Consider the following 18,337-nt stretch of genomic DNA (forward strand, 5'->3'; position numbering starts at 1 on the left):
TCTTCGAACTCGTCGACTACGGCGTCGTCGGCGACCTCTTCGAGGTCGTCCCCCAGCTCACCGCCGAGGTCGAAACCCGCAAGGGCTGACCTGCGCATTCCGTACGACTCGGGGCCGCCCGGCATGTGCCGCCGGGCGGCCCCGAGCCGTTCCGGTACGTGTGTCAGGCACCCATTGACTCCCGTCGTGAGCCGCATTAACTTCACTATGCGGATTGTTGATTCCGTGAAGCGGAAACTTGGAGGGTTGGAATGGGTCAGCAGGAGAAGGTGGCAACGAGCCTCGCCGGTGCGGTCAGCGAGGGGATCAGCGCGTCCCTCGCGTCCGTGGACGCGGAGCTCGAACGCCGCTACCCCGGAGACCCCGGAACCCGGCAGCCCGTCCACACCGTGTACGTTCCCGGCAACCTCTACGACGCCGGCACCCTCCGCTCCTGGGGCGACCAGGCGCTGAGGATGCTCGACGAGCACGCGCCGAACGCCGGCGTGTTCGCCGAGGTGCTCGGCCTCGACCCCTCCCTCGCCGACGCCGTCCACGACCGTGTGCGCGCCAAGCTGGAGCGCGAGCCGGTCGAGGACCTCCGGGTCGACTTCGAGGACGGCTACACCGGCCCCGCCGCCGAGGAGGACGCCTACGCCGCCCGGGCCGCACGCCTGGTGGCCGCCTCCTACCGGGACGGCACGGCCGCTCCGTACACCGGCATCCGCATGAAGTGCTTCGAGGCTCCGGTGCGCGAGCGGGCCATCCGCACGCTGGACGTCTTCCTCACCGGCCTGATGGAGAACGGCGGCCTGCCCGACGGCCTCGTGCTCACGCTTCCCAAGGTGACGTACTGCGAGCAGGTCACCGCGATGGTGCGCCTGGTGGAGGCCTTCGAGAAGGCGCACGGGCTGCCCGGGGGCCGGATCGGCTTCGAGATCCAGATCGAGACCAGCCAGTCCATCCTCGGCGCCGACGGCACCGCCACCGTCGCCCGCATGATCGACGCCGCCGAGGGCCGCGCCACCGGCCTGCACTACGGCACCTTCGACTACAGCGCCTGCCTCGGCGTCAGCGCCGCCTACCAGGCCAGCGACCACCCGGCCGCCGACCACGCCAAGGCGGTCATGCAGGTCGCGGCCGCAGGCACCGGCGTGCGCGTCTCGGACGGCTCCACCAACGTCCTGCCCGTCGGCTCCACCGAGAAGGTGCACGACGCCTGGCGCCTGCACTACGGCCTCACCCGCCGCGCCCTGGCCCGCGCCTACTTCCAGGGCTGGGACATGCACCCCGGCCACCTGCCGACCCGCTACGCGGCCGTCTTCACCTACTACCGCGAGGGCTTCGAGCAGGCCGCCGCGCGCCTGGCCGCGTACGCCAACCAGGTCACCGGCGGCGACGTCGCCGACGAGCCCGCCTCCGCCAAGGCGCTCGCCTCCTACCTGCTGCGCGGCGTACAGTGCGGCGCCCTCGACGCCGCCGAGGTGGCCGGGCTCAGCGGCCTGACCCAGGCCGACCTGGAGGGTTTCGCCGCACCGCGCCGCGGGGACCTCACGGCGTCCGCCCGGTAACCGCCCGCCCGGCTGTCACCGCTGCCCCGTACTCTGTGCACGACCACTTTTGGCGTGACGGAACGGGGCAGTGGTGGCCACGGGGGACAACGAGCGGCTGGCCGGCCGCTACCGGGTGATCGAGCAGCTGGGGCGCGGCGGCATGGGCGTCGTCTGGCGCGCCGTGGACGAGGTGCTGGGCCGCGAGGTCGCCGTCAAGGAACTCCGTACGTACAACGACTCCTCCGCGCCCGAACTGGCCGACCTGAAGCTGCGCATGCAGCGCGAGGCACGGGCCGCCGCCCGGGTCCGGCACCCCGGAGTCGTCGCCGTCCACGACGTCACCGAGCACGACGGCCGCCCCGTCATCGTGATGGAACTGGTCGACGGCCCCTCGCTCGACGACGTCCTCGGCGAGCGCGGCCCCCTCGACCCCCGCGAGGCGGCGGGCATCGGCGCGAAGGTGCTGGAGTCGCTGGCCGCCGCCCACCGCGTCGGCGTGCTGCACCGCGACGTCAAGCCCGGCAACATCCTGCTGGAGCGCGGCGGCCGCGTCGTCCTCACCGACTTCGGTATCGCCGCCATGGACGACCCCGGCGACGGCTCGGCCACCCACCTCACGCGCAGCGGCGAACTGGTCGGCTCCCTCGACTACTTGGCGCCCGAACGCGCCCAGGGGCAGGAGCCGGGGCCCGCCTCCGACGTCTGGGCGCTGGGCGCCACGCTGTACGCGGCGGTGGAGGGCGGTTCGCCGTTCCGCCGTACGTCGACCTGGTCGACGCTGACCGCGATCGTCGTGGAACCGCTGCCGGAGCCGGTGCGCTCCGGGCCGCTCGCACCCGTGCTGGAACGGCTGCTGTGCAAGGACCCGGCGCGGCGCCCCGACGCGGAGGAGGCCGCCCGGCTGCTCACCGCCGTCGCCGACGGGACGTCCGCGGCCCCGCGGGGGTTCGGCCCCGCCGCGTCGTACGGGCAGCAGGCGCCGGGCTTCGGCCCACCGTCCCCCTCGCCGTCCCCGGCATACGGTGCCGCCTACGGCCCGAACGCCCCGGCCCACGGGACTGGGCCCGGCCCCGCCGCTGCACATCCCCCCTACGGGACCGGCCCGGACTCCGTCGGCGGGCGATCGCCCGCGTTCCCGGGGGGACCGGTGCCTCCGGGCCGGAGTTACGTTCCCGGGCCAGGACCCTCCGTCGGAGCCCCGGCGGCGGAGCCGTCCGGCCGACGGCGGGCGCAGGCCGACGCCGCGTCCGGAGGCCGACGCAAAGCCGTGGTCGCGGCAGGCGTGGCCGGGGTGCTGCTGGTCGGCGCGGGCGTCACCTACGCGGTGAGCCAGCGGGACGGCGGCGACACCCGGGCGTTCGGCGGTCCGACGGCCACCGCGCCCGTGTCCGGCGACGGCGCACCGCGCCAGGACGGCGCGCTGCCGCCGGGGGCCCTGCCGACCGACGCCGGCCTGAAGACCGCGCTGCCCACGCCCCCCGGCAAGAGCAAGGACACCGGGAAGAAGACGCCGCCGCCCGCCAAGGACGGCAAGAAGCGGGACGACGCCGACAAGGGCAAGACCTCCGATGGCGGGAACGGCGGTGCGGCGACCGGCGGTTCCGCCGGCGGCAAGCCGGGCGGCGGCTCCTCCGGTTCCGGCGGCGGCTCCGCCGGCGGCGACCCAGGCCGCACCACCGGGGGGAACAACCCGCCCCCGCCGCCCGCGGCACCGGCGTGTCACGGCGCGGGCGGCGGCAAGTACAACTGCGACGTCTGGCGCACCGCGGAGTCGATCCGCGCGGGCGGCGAGCGCGCGGGGACGCTCAACGCGGGCACCAACTACTTCTACTGCCAGGCCGACCTGGGCCGCCGGGTCACCTACGGGAAGTGGACGAACGTCTGGTGGGCCAGGACCGACGACGACAGCGGCAACACCGGGGTGTACGTCAGCGTGGTCTACCTCAAGGGCGGCGACAACGACAAGCCGCTGCCCGGACTGCCCACCTGCTGACCCGGCCCGCCCCCGCCGGGCGGATCAGCCGGCGTCCCACGGCGGGATCTCGCCCGAGCCCCGGGCCACCAGCCGCGTCTCCAGCACCACGTGCGACGGTGCGCCGCCCGCCCCGTCGAGCCTGCTGAACAGCAGGTCGGCGGCGGTGCGGCCGAGCGTCGCCGCGTCCTGGGCGACGACGGTGACCCCGGGGACCAGCAGGTCCGCGAGCTCGAAGTCGTCGAACCCGACCAGGGCGACCGGCCGTTCGCGCTCGGCCAGGACCCGTACGACCGTGACTGTCACCCGGTTGTTGCCGGTGAACACCGCGGTCACCGGCTCGTGCGGCGCGTCCAGCATCGTCCGTGCCGCGGCCCGCACCCGCTCCGGTCGCGTGCTGCCGAGGGCGACCCACTCCGGTGCCACCGCGAGCCCCGCGTCCGCCATCGCCGCGTGGTAGCCGCGCAGGCGCTCGGTCGCGGTGTGGATGCGCGGCTGGTCGCCGATGAAGCCGATCCTGCGGTGCCCGTGGGCGATGAGATGGGCGACCCCCGCTCGTGCGCCGCCGAAGCTGTCGGACCGTACGACATCGGCGTCGATCCGGCCCGCCGGGCGGTCCACGAACACGGTGGCCACCCCCGCCGCCATCTCCGGCTCCAGATAGCGGTGGTCGTCCCCGGCGGGGATCACGATCAGTCCGTCGACCCGGCGCGCGCACAGCGCGAGCACCAACTCCTGCTCGCGGTCCGGGTCTTCGGCGCTGGAACCGTTGATGAGCAGCGCCCCGTGCGCGCGGGCGACCTCCTCCACGGCGCGGTTCAGCGGCCCGTAGAAGGGGTCGGCGAGGTCCTCCAGGACCAGCCCGATGCTGGCCGTGCGGCCCTTGCGCAGGACCCGGGCGCTGTCGTTGCGGCGGAAGCCCAGGGCGTCGATGGCCTCCTTGACGCGCCGTTCGGTGTCGGGGGTGACGCCCGGTTCGGCGTTGACGACGCGGGACACCGTCTTGAGGCCGACGCCCGCGCGGGCGGCGACGTCCTTCATCGTCGGCCGGTTGCCGTAACGGCGTTGCGGCGGGACGGGGCGGAAGTGTTTCCCCGCGTCGGAGGACTGGGACCTCCCTGCGGCGGAAGGCGGAGGAGCGGTGTCGGCCACGGTGCGCTGTCCTGTCGGTCGGAGGAGGGGATCGCGGGGCGGCGGTGCCGGTGTGGGCGGGTGGGTGTCGGTGTGGCATCGAGCATAGGGCCCCGCCATCTGGACAACGTTGTCAGCAAAATGGAGACTGACTCCGTCGTTTGATCTTTCCTGTTCCTCTTCCTACTGGAGATGTTCGCCGATGTCCTCCGAGTTCACCGACCTCGTCGCCGCGCTCGACATCGGCGGAACCAAGATCGCGGGCGCGCTCGTCGACGACACCGGCCGGATCCATGTCAAGGCACAACGGGCGACCCCGGCGCAGGAGGACGCGGACGCGGTGATGGGCGCGGTCGAGGAGGTCATCGCCGAACTGCGCACGTCCCCGCTCTGGGCCGGGGCGCGGGCCGTGGGCATCGGCAGCGCGGGCCCCGTCGACGCGTCCGCCGGGACGGTCAGCCCGGTCAACGTCCTTGGCTGGCGCGGGTTTCCGCTGGTCGCACGGGTCGGCGCGGTGGTCGACGGGCTTCCCGTACGCCTCGTGGGCGACGGCGTCGCGATGACCGCGGCCGAACACTGGCAGGGCGCGGCGCGCGGCTACGACAACGCCCTGTGCCTGGTGGTCTCGACCGGGGTGGGCGGAGGGCTGGTCCTCAACGGCCGGCTCCACCCGGGCCCCACCGGCAACGCGGGTCATATCGGCCACATCAGCGTGGAGTTGGCGGGCGACCTGTGCCCGTGCGGCTCGCGCGGCTGCGTGGAGCGCATCGCCAGCGGCCCCAACATCGCGCGCCGCGCGGTGGAACAGGGGTGGCGGCCGGGCCCCGACGGCGACACGACGGCGGCGGCGGTCGCGACGGCGGCCGCGGCCGGTGACCCGGTCGCCATCGCGTCCTTCGAGCGCGCCGCCCGGGCGCTGGCCGCGGGGATCGCGGCGACGGCGACGCTGGTGGAGGTGGAGATCGCGGTGGTCGGCGGGGGAGTGGCGGGGGCGGGCGAGGTCCTCTTCACGCCGTTGCGGAGGGCGCTGGGGGAGTACGCGAAGCTGTCCTTCGTGCGGGGGCTGCGGGTGGTGCCGGCGAGGATGGGGACGGAGGCGGGGTTGGTGGGGGCGGCGGGGGCGGTGCTGCTGGACCCGTGCTGAGGACGGCATCCTCGGCCCTCTCCGGACCCCGGGTCCTCTTCCGGGACCCGGTCCTTTCGGCGGACGCGAAGGCGGTAGCAGGGCCACACGTTCCCACAGGTCATCAGGCACAAGACCATCCGTCGTCCGTGCCACTCTGCCTGCCACCGGGCCGACTGCGGAGCTGCACAATCGAACTCATTCCGAATCGGCGCGCCACCGATCACTCACCAGTCGCCTTTCCGGCGGGTCCGGCCGGCCGGGCCGCTGCCGGGTGGGATCGGGGGGCGGGCCGGTAGGCTGACGGTGCGGGCTGCTCGATGGGAGCGGGGCGTTCGGCGGCCTGGGAAGCGGTGACACGGTGGGGCAGGACGCACGACTGGCCGCTGTACTGGCTGCCCTGGTCTCGTCGGGTTCCGGCGAGCTGGTGGGTGGGGACCCGCAGCTGTGCGCGACGGTTCTGGGAGCAGACGGGGTCGCCGTCTCGGTCCTCACGGATACGGACGGGTTCGAGCGGGTGTGGTCGAGCCCGGGGGCCAGCTCTCTGCTGGAGGACGTCCAGTTCACGGTCGGCGAGGGCCCGGGGGCGGACTCCGCCCGTTCCCGCTCACTTGTGCTGGTCCCCGACCTTGCCACCGTGCCCGCCGACCGGTGGCCGCTGTTGTTGCCGGCCGTGCAGGAGCTGGGCGTGCGGGCTGTGTTCTGCTTCCCGTTGCGGATCGGAGGGGCCTGCCTCGGGGTGTTCACCGTGCAGCGGAGCTCTCCGGGCCCCCTGACGTCCACGCAGACCGACAACGCGCTGATCCTGGCAGCCACGCTCACCGCGGTCCTGCCCCGGGGGGCGGCCCCGGGCCATCCCTTCCTGCAGCAGGACGGCGCCGGGGGCGGGCTGCACCGGGCCGCGATCCATCAGGCCACCGGCATGGTCAGTGTGCAGGCGTCCCTTTCGCTGGACCAGGCGCTGGCTCTGCTGCGCGCCCACGCCTTCCGGCGGGAGCGGACGCTGGAGGTCGTTGCCGATGAAGTGGTGACGCGGCGCTTGCATTTCCGGGACACTTACGAGGGGACGGCACTTCCGTCCGGGACAGAGGGATGACGGCGATGAGCAGCCAGCAACGCGTGATGGACATCCTGGTCGAAGCCGTGGACACCCTGACCCACGACTTCGACCTGATCGATTTCCTGCACCGGCTCAGCACACGCTGCGTGGAGCTCCTCGACGTGGACGCAGCGGGGGTGCTGCTGGTCGATGAGTTCGGCCAGCTCCAGCTGATCGCCGCTTCCGACGAGCGCACCCGGCTCCTGGAACTCTTCGCGCTCCAGCACGAGCAGGGGCCTTGCGTGTCCTGCTACCACACCGGGCAGGGCCAGCTGAACATCGACCTCACCTCGGCTGCCGCCACCGCCGACTTCGGGCCCTTCGCGCAACGGGCCCGCGAGCGCGGCTTCGTCAGCACGCACGCCCTGCCCATGCGGCTGCGCGAACAGGTCATCGGCGCCCTCAACCTCTTCAGCTCCCGCCCCGAACGCCTCAGCGCCCAGGACCTCACCGTCGGCCAGGCCCTCTCCGACGTGGCCACCATCGCCATCCTCCAGCAGCGCACCATCGCCCGCGGCGACGTCGAGCGCGCCCAGCTCCAGTACGCCCTGCACTCGCGCATCGTCATCGAACAGGCCAAGGGCATCCTCGCGGAACGCCACAGCCTCGAACTCGACGCCGCGTTCGACACCCTGCGCAGCTACGCACGCCACCACCAACTGCGCATCACCGACCTCGCCTCCCAGATCATCGACAACAAGCCGCCCCAGGGCTTCCCCCCGGCCCCCCGCCGCTGACCACACCATGCAGCGGCACACCCGCGGCCGTCTCCCGGATGTGCCGCTGGAACGTTCCGGCCTTGCGCCCCGCATGCCCGGCCTCCTTTGCCGCCGGTGAGACGTGCACCTGCTGGAGGTGCGGAGACTGCGGCCTGTTCGCACCTGTCGCACCGTCGCGGGCGCGGTTATGCTCCGGACAAGGTGTTCTCCACCCGCGCCCGGTTGAGATGGCGGCGGTTGCGAGCACCTTCTGGCTCCCTGCCCCCGGGCCGGTCGACCGACCACTGTGAAGGGCCGGAGCCACCTCACCGAGAAGGCGGCTCCCGCCGCGTCCACTGCCGGTCCAGGCCGGGGAGTCCTCCCGCACTCCCCGCGCCCCGGCAGAGGACGCCCACGGCGGGGGCGGCGGCGAACCCGGAGGGGGGCGCCGCCCCCGCAGTGGCAGAGCGGCAGTCAGACCCTCCGCCACCGGAGCGACGGGAGTGGCGTGCGCGGTTCCCGCAGCACGTATGGGCGTCATCGACTTCGAGTCTCATTCCGAAATGATCAGTAAGCACCTTGTGCGGCGCAGCCCCTCCTGCGCCCCCGCCCCCTGGCCCGCCCGGGTGCCGCCCCCCACGCAAGCGCCTGTGCCGGATGCGCGGCCCCGCCAGGCCGTGAGCCCAGCCCCCGTGTCGGATGCGTCAGCCCCGCCCGGCTCGGGCAGGAGAGGCCCCGGGCCCTTCCCCAAGCTCTCGACTTCGTTCGAGCAGGGGAGACCCCGTCCTTTCCCTGAAGCGCTCGCCGCGCGGCCGGTGCACGGTTCCGTGCAGGTGCGTCATGGCCGGGCGCGCGGTTTCCCGCGCCCCTGAGCGGGGCGTCGCAGGCGTAGGCCGTCCGGGGGTGGGTACGTTCGGCGCGTGAAGGACACCGGAAGTCCGTATGCCGAAGCGCACCGTATCGCCGCGCTCCACCAGCTCCGACCCCTCCCCGTCGAAGGCGGGTTGTTCCGGCAGACCTGGGCGGGGAAGCCGGACGGCGCCGGGCGGCCCGCCGGGACGGCGATCACGGTGCTGCTGACCTCCGCACCCGGTGACTTCTCCGCCCTGCACCGGCTGCCCACCGACGAGGTCTGGCACTTCTACCAGGGGGACCCGCTGGAGCTCCTGCTCCTCGCGCCCGACGGCACCGGCCACCGCCTACGCCTCGGAGGCGCCGAAGGAGCCGTGCAGCACGTCGTCGAGGCGGGCACCTGGATGGGCGCCCGCGTCGCGCCCGGCGGGGTGTGGTCCCTGTTCGGCACGACCATGGCCCCCGGCTTCCTCCCGACGGACTACGAGGGCGGTGACGCGGGGGAGTTGAGTGCTTCGTATCCCGAACACGCCGAGCTGGTGAGGCAGTTGTGCCGGGCCGGGGCTCCACTGACCATGACCGAAAGTGACGACGCCCATGCCTGAGACGCCCTCCCGCGACACCTCCCTCCCCGACCTCACCCGCCGCGTCGCCCTCGTCACCGGGGCCGGCGGGCTCATCGGGGGAGGGATCGCCGAGCGGTTCGCCGCCGCGGGGGCCGCGGTCGTCGTCCACTTCCGGCAGAACGAGAAGGCGGCCCACGCCCTCGCCACCCGGATCGCGGAGCGCGGCGGCAGGGCTCTTCCCGTACAGGCGGACCTGACGCGGGAGTCGGAGTGCGCGCGGCTCGTGGAGACGGCCGCCGACTGGCAGGGCGGGCTGGACGCGCTCGTCAACAACGCCGGGGTCCAGCCGGTGCAGGCACTGGGCACGATGACGGCCGAGGACTGGCGGGCGGTGTACGACGCCAACACCACCAGCGCCTTCGCCTGCACCCGCGCCGCCGCGCCCCTGCTCGCCGCGCGCGGCGGCGGCAGCATCACCCACATCGCCTCGATCGAGGGGACCATGGCCACCCCCGGGCACGCGCACTACTGCGCGTCCAAAGCCGCCCTCATCATGTTCGCCCGCTCTGCCGCCCTGGAGTACGGGCCCCACGCGGTTCGCGTCAACACCGTCTCACCGGGCCTGATCGACCGCCCCGGCCTCGCCGGGGACTGGCCCGACGGCGTGCGCCGCTGGACCGGGGCCGCGCCCCTGGGCCGCCTCGGCAGCCCCGCCGACATCGGCAACGCCTGTGTCTTCCTGGCCTCGGACGCCGCCGCCTGGATCAGCGGCACGAACCTGGTGGTGGACGGCGGAGTGAGCGCCGCCCCCACCTGGTAGCGCGCGCTCAGAGCACGGCGGCCTCCGCCGGGGCCCGCCGCACCTCGACCACGAGGAAGCAGTCCGCGTCGAGGTCCATGACGACCTCCGCTGGACACCCCTCCGCGCGGCGCGCGTGGGCGTACTCCTCGGCGGGCCAACTGCCGCGCGGTCCACCGGCCGGAAAACGTCGCAATACAGTGCGGTTCATGCCGCACCTCCTTCGTCCGTGCTCCTGCTGTACCTCTGTGCGCCCAACGAGACTCCGTCACCAGCGGTCACGGCCGCAGTCGCCCCGGGAGCGCCCCCGTTGTCCGCATTGACGCGCGTGGACGGGCGGGCGTTGCCCGGCGCGGGCCACGGATCGGCCACGGTTGTGTCCGTGAACCGTCGCGGTGCGTACGCGAGCCCGTGAAAGGCCCCATGCCGCCGGACCGGGCATCCGTGGCAGGGTGTTGCGGGCAGTCCACCGAGGGACACGGCAGAGGGGGAACCGTGATTGTGTGGGTGAACGGTGCGTTCGGGGCGGGCAAGACCAGCACCGCGCGCGAACTGGTCGAACTGATCCCGAACAGCACTCTGTACGACCCGGAGGTGATCGGCGCCGGGCTCCGCCACCTCCTGCCGCCCAAGCGGCTCGCCGAGGTGAGCGACTACCAGGACCTGCCGATCTGGCGGCGCCTGGTCGTCGACACGGCCGCGGCCCTGCTCGCCGAGGTCGGGGGAGTGCTGGTGGTGCCGATGACGCTGCTGCGGCAGGAGTACCGGGACGAGATCTTCGGCGGACTCGCCTCCCGGCGGATACCGGTGCGGCATGTGCTGCTCCAGGTGGAGGAAACGATCCTGCGCGAGCGGATCGCCGCCCGCGAGGAGCCCGGCGTGAGCGAGGCCGACACCGGGACGCGGGTACGCCAGTGGGCGTACGACCACATCGAGGCGTACCGCGCCGCCCTCGGCTGGCTCACCGGCGACGCCCACGTCGTCGACGGCGGTCGCCGCACCCCGTACGAGATCGCGGAGGCCGTCGCCGAAGCGGTGCGCAGCGGGACGGCCCGGCCCTGCGCGATCGTCCAGACGCCGCCGCCGACCGCCGAGACCCTCGCGGCCGGGGTGCTCCTCTTCGACGCCGAGGACCGGGTGCTCCTCGTGGACCCGACGTACAAGCCGGGCTGGGAGTTCCCCGGCGGGGTCGTGGAGAGCGGCGAGCCGCCCGCGACGGCGGGGCTGCGGGAGGTGGCCGAGGAGACGGGGATACGGCTCGACCGCACGCCCCGGCTGCTGGTCGTCGACTGGGAGCCACCCCGGCCGCCCGCGTTCGGCGGCATCAGGATGCTCTTCGACGGCGGCCGGCTGGCGGGCGGCGCGGCCCGGCGCGTGGTGCTGCCCGGCCCCGAGCTGAGGCAGTGGCGCTTCGTCACCGAGGAGGAGGCGTCCGGGCTGCTGCCCCCCGAGCGGTACGAACGTCTGCGCTGGGCGCTGCGTGCCCGGGCCGAGGGCACCGTGCTCAACCTGGAGGACGGCGTTCCGGTGGGCGGCGAACCGGTCGCGGGGCACTGAGACCGGGCGCGGCGGCAGGCCACCCGGTGCCGGGCGGCCCCGGCTGCGCCACCGACGCGCGGTCCGCCGCCTACTGCCCCGCCGACGCCGTGTCCGCCGCCGCGATCAGCCGGGTCGCGGTGTCCTCCGTCAGCGGGTCGCCGTGTCCGAAGCAGGCCACGGACGGGGCCAGGGAGGCGAGCCGGCGCATGGTGGCCAGCGCCTGGTCCCGGTCCACGTTGAACACGCCCAGCATCACCTCGCCCACCGCCGCCACGCAGTCACCCGTGAACAGGACCCCGTGGTGCGGGAGATGGACCGCGAGGGAACCGTCCGTGTGCCCGGGCGCGTGCACGATGCGCGCGCCGCCGCCGAAGTCGAGGACGTCGCCCTCCTCCAGCTCCCGGTCCACCCGGGTGGCCGGGGCCTCGGGCACCGTCAACCCGTGCTCGTACAGGGGGAGTTCCCAGTCCAGCAGCACCGGCTGCGGCGTGGGGGCGACGCCGCGCACCACGGGGGCGTCCAGTCGGTGCGCCAGCACCTCGGCGCCGTACCGGTCGGCCAGCTCCCCGGCGCAGCCCACGTGGTCGCGGTGGCAGTGGGTGAGCACGATGCGGCGCAGGTCGCGCGGATCGGCGCCCAGGCTCCGTACGGCCTCCTCGATGTCGGCGGCGGCGTCCCGGTTCCCGGCGTCGATCAGCGTCAACTCGGTACCGTCGGGCGTCACTTCACGCCACAGGTAGGCCTGGCCGATCGGGAAACGCAGCATGTGCAGTTGCGGGAGTATCTCTACGAGGTCCATGCGGCGAACGTACGAGGGTGCGTACGTCCGCCGCCATGGGACTTCGCTCAGCGCATAGTTCGCCCAGCGCATAGTTCGGCCCCGTGCCGACCGCCGACGGGGCGCAGGGCGCGTCAGACCTTCTTCGACTCCGCGTAGTGGGTGAGGAAGAGGGCCTCCGCCACCGAGAGGCGCTCCAGCTCCTGGGGGGAGACGCTCTCGTTCACCGCGTGGATCTGCGCCTCCGGCTCGCTCAGGCCGATGAGCAGGATCTCCGCCTTCGGGTAGAGGGCGGCCAGGGTGTTGCACAGCGGGATGGAGCCGCCCATGCCGGAGACCTGCATCTCCTCGTCGGGGTACGCGAAGCGCATCGCCTCCGCCATCGACGTGTACGCCGGGCTGGAGGTGTCCGCCTGGAACGGCTGCCCCTGGCCGACCTGCTCGACCGTGACCCGCGCACCCCACGGGGCGTGCGCCCGCAGGTGCGCGGTGAGCAGCTTCGTCGCCTCGGCCGCGTCCTGGCCCGGCGGCACCCGCAGGCTGACCTGCGCCCGCGCGCTCGCCTGGAGGGACGGCGTGGCGCCGACCACCGGCGGGCAGTCGATGCCGACGACGGTGACGGCGGGGCGCGCCCAGATGCGGTCGGCGACCGTGCCGGTGCCGATCAGCTCGACGCCCTCGTGGACCTTCGCGTCGGCGCGGAACTCGTCCTCGGGGTACTGCAGGCCCGTCCAGGCGCCGTCGGCAGTGAGGCCGTCGACCGTGGTGGAGCCGTCGGCGTCGCGCAGCGAGGCCAGCAGGTGGATCATCGCGGCCAGCGCGTCGGGCGCCGCGCCGCCGAACTGGCCCGAGTGCAGGTTGCCCTCGAGCGTGTCCAGGGTGACCCGCAGCATCGTCATGCCGCGCAGCGTCGCGGTCACGGTCGGCAGACCGACACGGAAGTTGCCGGTGTCGCCGATCACGACGGTGTCGGCGGCCAGGAGGTCCGGGTGCGCCTCCGCGTACCGCTCCAGACCGCCCGTGCCCTGCTCCTCCGAGCCCTCGGCGACGACCTTGACGCCGACCGGGACGCCGCCGTTCTCCCGCAGCGCGCGCAACGCGAGCAGGTGCATGATGAACCCGCCCTTGCAGTCGGCCGCGCCGCGCCCGTACCAGCGGCCGTTCCGCTCGGTCAGCTCGAACGGCGGGGACGTCCACTTCTCCTCGCCGAGCGGCGGCTGTACGTCGTAGTGCGCGTACAGCAGCACGGTCGGCGCGCCCTCGGGGCCCGGCAGGAAGCCGTACACCGACTGCGTGCCGTCGGGCGTGTCGAGCAGGGCCACGTCCTGGAAGCCCTCGGCGCGCAGCGCGTCGGCGCACCAGTTCGCGGCGGCCTCGCACTCGCTCCTGGGGAACTGCGCGGGGTCCGCCACCGACTGGAAGGCCACCAGTTCGGCGAGCTCCGCCTTGGCGCGGGGCATCAGCGCGGCGACGGACGCGGCGACGGGTGCGGCGATCGGGTGGGTGGCGGTCATGGGCACGCTCCTTGTGGGTGCGGACGACGGGTCGGTCTTACGAGCACGACGCTTCGGATACGACGCTGCGGGCACGAGGCCTCGTGCACGACGCTCCGGGCACGAGGCTTCGGGTACGACGCGCGCGCTCCGGCCCGCGTCGGGTTCTTCGGGGGCCCTTCCCGCACAGGTGTGTGTACGGGGAAGACACGACCGATCCTCCCACAGCGGATCAGTCCTCCTCCGCGCCGTAGGATGCCGCAGGACAGCATGGCCACGGGTCGGATCAGGAGCAGAAGCACATCGTGAGCAGCGAGAACGCAGACGCCGCAGCAGACGCCGGACACGAGCGGGACGAGGACGGCGGGCCCGTGTGGGACGTCGTGGTGGTCGGGGCGGGACCGGCCGGGGCCTCCGCCGCTCACGCCGCGGCGAGCGCCGGGCGCCGGGTCCTGCTGCTGGAGAAGGCCGAACTGCCCCGGTACAAGACGTGCGGCGGCGGCATCATCGGCCCCTCCCGGGACAGCCTGCCGCCCGGGTTCGTGCTGCCGCTCCAGGACCGCGTCCACGCGGTCACCTTCTCCCTGAACGGGAAGCTGACCCGCACCAGGAAGTCCCGGAAGATGCTGTTCGGGCTGGTCAACCGGCCCGAGTTCGACCAGGCGCTGGTCGAGGCCGCGCAAAAGGCCGGCGCGGTGGTCCGTACCGGAGCGACCGTCGCCCGCGTCGAACAGCACGGTGCGGCCGTGCCCGACCGGCGCACGGCGGCCGTGGTGCTGGCCGACGGCGAGACCGTCCTGGCACGGGCGGTCGTCGGCGCGGACGGCAGCGCCAGCCGGATAGGAGCACACGTCGGCGTCGAACTCGACCAGGTCGACCTCGGCCTGGAGGTCGAGATCCCGGTGCCCAAGACGGTCGCCGAGGACTGGGCGGGCCGCGTCCTGATCGACTGGGGTCCCCTTCCGGGCAGTTACGGATGGGTGTTCCCCAAGGGGGACACGCTGACGGTCGGCGTGATCGCCGCGAAGGGCGAGGGGGCCGCCACCAAGCAGTACTTGACGGACTTCATCGCCCGGCAGGGACTCGCCGGGTTCGAACCCTCGGTGTCCTCGGGGCACTTGACGCGCTGCCGGGCGGCCGGTTCGCCGCTGTCGCGCGGCAGGGTGCTGGTGTGCGGGGACGCGGCGGGGCTGCTGGAGCCGTGGACCCGTGAGGGGATCTCCTTCGCGCTGCGGTCCGGGCGGCTGGCGGGGGAGTGGGCGGTGCGGATCGCCGAGGCGCAGGACGCGGTCGACGCGCGGCGGCAGGCCCTGAACTACGCCTTCGCCATCAAGGCGGGGCTGGGCGTCGAGATGGGCGTCGGCAAGCGGATGCTGACCCAGTTCGAACGCCACCCGGCGCTGCTGCACGCCGCGATCACGGGCCTGCGGCCCGCGTGGAAGGCCTTCGCGCGGATCACCCGGGGGCAGACGACCCTCGCCGAGCTGGTACGGATGCACCCCGCGGCACAGTGGGCGCTGAACGCGGTGCACAAGGCGGAGGCCCAGCGCAAGCCGGACGAGGTCGCCGGGAAGCCGAGCGAGGCTGCTGAGAAGCCGGACGGGGCCGCCGAGAAGCCGGACGAGGCCGCCGGGAAGCCGGGCGAGGCCGACGGAATGCCGGACGAGGCGCGCAAGGGCGGCGAGGGCTGAGGCGCTCGCGCGGATGACGTACGAGTGACCGGATGACGTGCGAGTGACGAGGTGACCCGCCGGCCCCGTGCGGGGCGGCGGGTCACCTCGTGTTCGCGGGCGGCGCGGCGTGCGTGCGGGTGGCATCGCCGGCACCTGGCCGGTGCTGGAGGTGGTGCCTGTCCCGGCGCCGGCGAGCGTGATACGGAAGACCGGGTGCTTGGGGGCCAGGGGCTGCGGGCCGAGGCGGAGCGGCTGGCGGGGGACATCGCGCCGGATCTGCCGGCGGCTGCGGTGATCGGGTTCGTACGGGTGTGGGCGGAGCTGTTCGGGCTCGTCTCCTTCGAGGTGTTCGGGCACTTCCACCGGGTGGTCGAGGAGCGGGAGGCGTTCTTCGTGCACGCCGTGGAGGGACTGGCCGCGGTGGCGGGCGTCCTGGGGGAGTAGCCGGGGCGTGGGGGAGCGGGGACCTAGGGGTCGGCGCTGGTGCGGCCGGGCTGGTTCGGCTGCGTTCCCGGCGCACCCCGGTAGCCCCACAGCACATGGACGACCCGTACGACGAAGACGATCACGGCCAGCGCCCCCGCCCCGATCCGCACCCCCCGCGCCCACGTCCCCGGGAGGTCGAGCAGGAGATCCGCCGGGGCGGCCACCGCCACGAACGTCACCAGGGCCAGCACGAAGGCGCTGACCAGGGCGTACCCGATCTCGATGGTGATGGCGTCCCGCTGTGCCCGTGTTCTGCTGCTCTCCATGTCCGTGAGTCTTCCTCGGCAGGGGCGCGGTGAAGCCTCCCCGGTGCGGGCGGTGAGGGTCCTCAGTGCCAGGTGATGGGCGACGACTCGCGCCACAGGGCGGCCAGTCGCGGATTCCCGCTCAGTGACACCGCGTCCACCGGAGCCCGGTTCCACAGCACCGCGTACAGTGCCCCGGCGCTGCCGCTCAGCTCGGTGTCCGCCGGGCCCCGGTCGTCGCGCACGGTACGGGGCGGACCGTCGGGCGACAGACGTACGGTCCACACCGTGCCCGGCGGCCCGTCCGTCGGTCGTATCCGCAGCGTCCCCGACTTCGCCGGGCGCACCCGGCTGCGGTCCCGCGCGTGGAACGCGACCAGCAGCTCGTCGATGCCGTCCGCCGCGAACTCCGCTGGCACGTCGCCCACTTCGCGGCCGGCCGCCGACGCCGCGTCCATCCGGTGCACGGCCGTCTCGTGCGCCTGGCGGCGGGCCCAGAACGCGAGCGGTGACGGTGCGGGCAGGAAGGTCCAGCACTCCAGGTCCGCCGGGGCCCCGCGCAACGCCGCCACCAGCCCGGCGTGGCCCTCGCGGAACCAGGACAGCAGCTCGGGGCCGTCCAGGTCCGGCTCCCCCGCGCCGGGCCGGTACTCCCGGTGGCCGCGCGTCACGTACTCCGTGGCCCAGCGGTGCACCATCCCGGTGTGCCGTACCAGATCGCGCACCCGCCAGCCGGGGCAGGTGGGCACCTGGGCCGGGGTGCCCGCGGCCTCGGCCGACCGCGCCAGCAACTGTCCCTCGCGGGACAGGGATTCGATGTGTTCACCGGTGTTCATGCGGCCGATCCTGACACGGCCCTCGCCCGTGCGTCCTTCCTGCCGTCCCCCCGGACGGCTCGACGGCGGACCCTCAACGCGCTCCGGGGTCCTGGGTCCCGCCTGAGCGGTCCTGCTCGGAGCTGCCCGTTCGGCCACCCTGGGGCGCGGACCGCCCGGCCGTCTGCCCCGCGGTCCGCGCCAGCAGGCCCAGGCACGAGGCCCCGGCCGCCAGCACCGCCACCGTCGTCAGCGCGGCCGGCAGCGACAGCCAGTCCGCGAGGAACCCGATCGCCGGCGGGCCCAGCAGCATCCCGCCGTAACCGAGGGTCGACGCGGCCGCCACCCCGCCGGGGCCGGCCAGCTCGCCCGCCCGCGAGATCGCCACCGGGAAGATGTTCGCCAGCCCCAGGCCCGTCACTGCGAAGCCGAGGAGCGCGAGCCACAGCGTGGGCGCGAGGGAACCGAGCAGCATGCCGACGGCGGCCGTCGCCCCGCCCAGCACCAGGGTCCTGGTCTGGCCGAGCCGTTCGAGGAGCGTGGTGCCGGAGAACCGGCCGATCGTCATGGCCAGCGCGAAGAGCGAGTAGCCGGCGGCTGCCGCGCCCGGGTGCGCGCCCAGGTCCTCCTGGAGGTGCAGCGGCCCCCAGTCGGCGATCGCCCCCTCGCCGTACGCCGTGCACAGGGCGATCATCCCGAAGAGCGCGACGACGCGGCGCGAGCCGACGGGTGCTGCCCGCCGCTCCGTTTCCGTACGGGTCCGCACGTCCGGTACCTGCGTACGGCCCCGTACACCCGGTACCTCCGTACGGTCCCGCACCTCCGTCACCCCGGGCGCCTCCCGCGCCCTGGGCACCTCTGCCACCGCAGGCACCAGCCTCTTCGACTCACGCAGCAGCGTCGGCCCCGCCGCCACCGTCAGCAGCAGTCCGGCCAGTGTCAGCAGTGACAGGTGCGCCAGCGGTGACAGCTCGCCCGCCACCAGTCCGCCGAGCCCCGCGCCGATCATGCCGCCCAGGCTGAACGCCGCGTGGAAGCTCGGCATCACCGGGCGGCGCAGCGCGGCCACCACATCCACCGCCGCGCTGTTCATCGCGACGCTGATGCCTCCGTACAGCGCACCGAACACCAGCAGGACCAGCCCCAGCGCCAGCGGCGAACGCGTCAGCGGCGGCAGCGCGATGCTCAGCGAGAGCAGCGCCGCGCACGCCACCGTCACCCGGAAGCTGCCGAAGCGGCCGCACAGACGGCCGGTCAGCGTCATCGTGATCACCGCGCCCGCCGACACCCCGAGCAGGGCCAGGCCCAGTGCGCCGGCCGACGCGGAGGTCTGCTCCTTGATGGCCGGGATGCGCACCACCCACCCGGCGAAGAGGAAGCCGTCGAGGGCGAAGAAGAGGGTCAGCGCGGTGCGCAGACGGGAGAGAGAAGGGGTGGCGGGGCTTTCGCCGGGTCGTCCCGCCGCGGTCGTCCGGACTTTGTTTAGGTTCGGCACAAAATCAGCATAGGGGGAGCCGCCCGGGCGGGGCAAGGCGC

General features: G+C 73.9%; 18 protein-coding genes. 10 read left to right on the top strand and 8 right to left on the bottom strand.

Features of this window, described 5'->3' with window-relative positions; genetic code table 11:
• Positions 1-197: hypothetical protein (locus ACZ56L_RS31930; protein ID WP_471068054.1), on the bottom strand; the 197-nt coding region annotated here is incomplete at its 3' end.
• Between the two features lie 54 nt (positions 198-251).
• On the opposite strand from ACZ56L_RS31930, the gene ACZ56L_RS31935 reads away from it, so the two are divergent.
• Both ACZ56L_RS31935 and ACZ56L_RS31940 read left to right on the top strand, forming a co-directional pair.
• Complete coding sequence (locus tag ACZ56L_RS31935; protein WP_468690719.1) at positions 252-1,550, top strand: DUF6986 family protein; 1,299 nt, start codon at positions 252-254, stop codon at positions 1,548-1,550.
• Positions 1,551-1,623: 73 nt separating this feature from the next.
• The gene (locus ACZ56L_RS31940; protein WP_471068290.1) at positions 1,624-3,525 is read left to right on the top strand and encodes a serine/threonine-protein kinase; all 1,902 of its coding nucleotides are present in this window, start codon (positions 1,624-1,626) and stop codon (positions 3,523-3,525) included.
• Positions 3,526-3,549: 24 nt separating this feature from the next.
• Here ACZ56L_RS31940 and ACZ56L_RS31945 read toward each other — a convergent pair whose 3' ends face one another.
• Positions 3,550-4,545 (bottom strand): LacI family DNA-binding transcriptional regulator, encoded by a 996-nt coding sequence (locus tag ACZ56L_RS31945; RefSeq protein ID WP_468690717.1) that lies wholly within the window; start codon positions 4,543-4,545, stop codon positions 3,550-3,552.
• Positions 4,546-4,837: 292 nt separating this feature from the next.
• Here ACZ56L_RS31945 and ACZ56L_RS31950 point away from each other — a divergent pair, with 292 nt between their 5' ends.
• From ACZ56L_RS31950 to ACZ56L_RS31970, 5 genes are all read left to right on the top strand, one after another.
• A complete protein-coding gene (locus tag ACZ56L_RS31950) occupies positions 4,838-5,779 on the top strand; it encodes an ROK family protein (protein ID WP_471068058.1) in 942 nt (313 codons plus the stop codon).
• A 340-nt stretch (positions 5,780-6,119) separates the two neighbouring features.
• Positions 6,120-6,854: a GAF and ANTAR domain-containing protein gene (locus ACZ56L_RS31955; RefSeq protein ID WP_471068061.1), complete on the top strand. Its 735-nt coding sequence runs from the start codon at positions 6,120-6,122 to the stop codon at positions 6,852-6,854.
• Between the two features lie 5 nt (positions 6,855-6,859).
• The gene (locus ACZ56L_RS31960; protein WP_471068064.1) at positions 6,860-7,594 is read left to right on the top strand and encodes an ANTAR domain-containing protein; all 735 of its coding nucleotides are present in this window, start codon (positions 6,860-6,862) and stop codon (positions 7,592-7,594) included.
• 881 nt (positions 7,595-8,475) lie between these two features.
• Complete coding sequence (locus tag ACZ56L_RS31965) at positions 8,476-9,012, top strand: cupin domain-containing protein (protein WP_471068067.1); 537 nt, start codon at positions 8,476-8,478, stop codon at positions 9,010-9,012.
• Positions 9,005-9,793: an SDR family NAD(P)-dependent oxidoreductase gene (locus ACZ56L_RS31970; RefSeq protein WP_471068069.1), complete on the top strand. Its 789-nt coding sequence runs from the start codon at positions 9,005-9,007 to the stop codon at positions 9,791-9,793. Before ACZ56L_RS31965 ends, ACZ56L_RS31970 begins: the two co-directional genes overlap by 8 nt.
• A gap of 7 nt (positions 9,794-9,800) precedes the next feature.
• Here ACZ56L_RS31970 and ACZ56L_RS31975 read toward each other — a convergent pair whose 3' ends face one another.
• On the bottom strand, positions 9,801-9,983 hold the full coding sequence (locus tag ACZ56L_RS31975) for a hypothetical protein (protein WP_345225516.1): 183 nt from the start codon (positions 9,981-9,983) through the stop codon (positions 9,801-9,803).
• A 284-nt stretch (positions 9,984-10,267) separates the two neighbouring features.
• Here ACZ56L_RS31975 and ACZ56L_RS31980 point away from each other — a divergent pair, with 284 nt between their 5' ends.
• The gene (locus tag ACZ56L_RS31980) at positions 10,268-11,329 is read left to right on the top strand and encodes an NUDIX hydrolase (RefSeq protein WP_471068073.1); all 1,062 of its coding nucleotides are present in this window, start codon (positions 10,268-10,270) and stop codon (positions 11,327-11,329) included.
• Positions 11,330-11,399: 70 nt separating this feature from the next.
• Here ACZ56L_RS31980 and ACZ56L_RS31985 read toward each other — a convergent pair whose 3' ends face one another.
• Entirely contained in the window at positions 11,400-12,110 is a 711-nt protein-coding gene (locus ACZ56L_RS31985) for an MBL fold metallo-hydrolase (RefSeq protein ID WP_468690704.1), read from the bottom strand.
• A gap of 113 nt (positions 12,111-12,223) precedes the next feature.
• Complete coding sequence (locus ACZ56L_RS31990) at positions 12,224-13,603, bottom strand: M20/M25/M40 family metallo-hydrolase (RefSeq protein ID WP_471068077.1); 1,380 nt, start codon at positions 13,601-13,603, stop codon at positions 12,224-12,226.
• A gap of 284 nt (positions 13,604-13,887) precedes the next feature.
• Here ACZ56L_RS31990 and ACZ56L_RS31995 point away from each other — a divergent pair, with 284 nt between their 5' ends.
• Together ACZ56L_RS31995 and ACZ56L_RS32000 are read left to right on the top strand one after the other, a co-directional pair.
• Positions 13,888-15,273, top strand: a complete 1,386-nt coding sequence (locus ACZ56L_RS31995; RefSeq protein WP_471068080.1) for a geranylgeranyl reductase family protein — start codon at positions 13,888-13,890, stop codon at positions 15,271-15,273.
• 51 nt (positions 15,274-15,324) lie between these two features.
• Positions 15,325-15,699 (top strand): WHG domain-containing protein, encoded by a 375-nt coding sequence (locus ACZ56L_RS32000; RefSeq protein WP_471068083.1) that lies wholly within the window; start codon positions 15,325-15,327, stop codon positions 15,697-15,699.
• 23 nt (positions 15,700-15,722) lie between these two features.
• Here ACZ56L_RS32000 and ACZ56L_RS32005 read toward each other — a convergent pair whose 3' ends face one another.
• The 3 genes from ACZ56L_RS32005 to ACZ56L_RS32015 form a co-directional block, all read right to left on the bottom strand.
• The gene (locus ACZ56L_RS32005; protein WP_471068086.1) at positions 15,723-16,007 is read right to left on the bottom strand and encodes a DUF6332 family protein; all 285 of its coding nucleotides are present in this window, start codon (positions 16,005-16,007) and stop codon (positions 15,723-15,725) included.
• Positions 16,008-16,069: 62 nt separating this feature from the next.
• Positions 16,070-16,822 (bottom strand): maleylpyruvate isomerase family mycothiol-dependent enzyme, encoded by a 753-nt coding sequence (locus ACZ56L_RS32010; RefSeq protein ID WP_471068089.1) that lies wholly within the window; start codon positions 16,820-16,822, stop codon positions 16,070-16,072.
• 73 nt (positions 16,823-16,895) lie between these two features.
• Positions 16,896-18,296 carry an MFS transporter gene (locus ACZ56L_RS32015; protein WP_471068092.1) on the bottom strand — a complete coding sequence of 467 codons (1,401 nt, stop codon included), beginning with the start codon at positions 18,294-18,296 and terminating at the stop codon, positions 16,896-16,898.
• Positions 18,297-18,337: the final 41 nt, after the last annotated feature.

The sequence above is a fragment of the Streptomyces sp. NPDC039736 genome (genome assembly GCF_055596485.1).

What these genes read in the sequence shown, in the direction of transcription:
- ACZ56L_RS31935 (WP_468690719.1), top strand. Translation starts at nt 252, where the DNA reads ATGGGTCAGCAGGAGAAGGTGGCAACGAGCCTCGCCGGTGCGGTCAGC.
- ACZ56L_RS31945 (WP_468690717.1), bottom strand. Translation starts at nt 4,545, where the DNA reads ATGAAGGACGTCGCCGCCCGCGCGGGCGTCGGCCTCAAGACGGTGTCC.
- ACZ56L_RS31950 (WP_471068058.1), top strand. Translation starts at nt 4,838, where the DNA reads ATGTCCTCCGAGTTCACCGACCTCGTCGCCGCGCTCGACATCGGCGGA.
- ACZ56L_RS31960 (WP_471068064.1), top strand. Translation starts at nt 6,860, where the DNA reads ATGAGCAGCCAGCAACGCGTGATGGACATCCTGGTCGAAGCCGTGGAC.
- ACZ56L_RS31970 (WP_471068069.1), top strand. Translation starts at nt 9,005, where the DNA reads ATGCCTGAGACGCCCTCCCGCGACACCTCCCTCCCCGACCTCACCCGC.
- ACZ56L_RS31975 (WP_345225516.1), bottom strand. Translation starts at nt 9,983, where the DNA reads ATGAACCGCACTGTATTGCGACGTTTTCCGGCCGGTGGACCGCGCGGC.
- ACZ56L_RS31985 (WP_468690704.1), bottom strand. Translation starts at nt 12,110, where the DNA reads ATGGACCTCGTAGAGATACTCCCGCAACTGCACATGCTGCGTTTCCCG.
- ACZ56L_RS31990 (WP_471068077.1), bottom strand. Translation starts at nt 13,603, where the DNA reads ATGACCGCCACCCACCCGATCGCCGCACCCGTCGCCGCGTCCGTCGCC.
- ACZ56L_RS32005 (WP_471068086.1), bottom strand. Translation starts at nt 16,007, where the DNA reads ATGGAGAGCAGCAGAACACGGGCACAGCGGGACGCCATCACCATCGAG.
- ACZ56L_RS32010 (WP_471068089.1), bottom strand. Translation starts at nt 16,822, where the DNA reads ATGAACACCGGTGAACACATCGAATCCCTGTCCCGCGAGGGACAGTTG.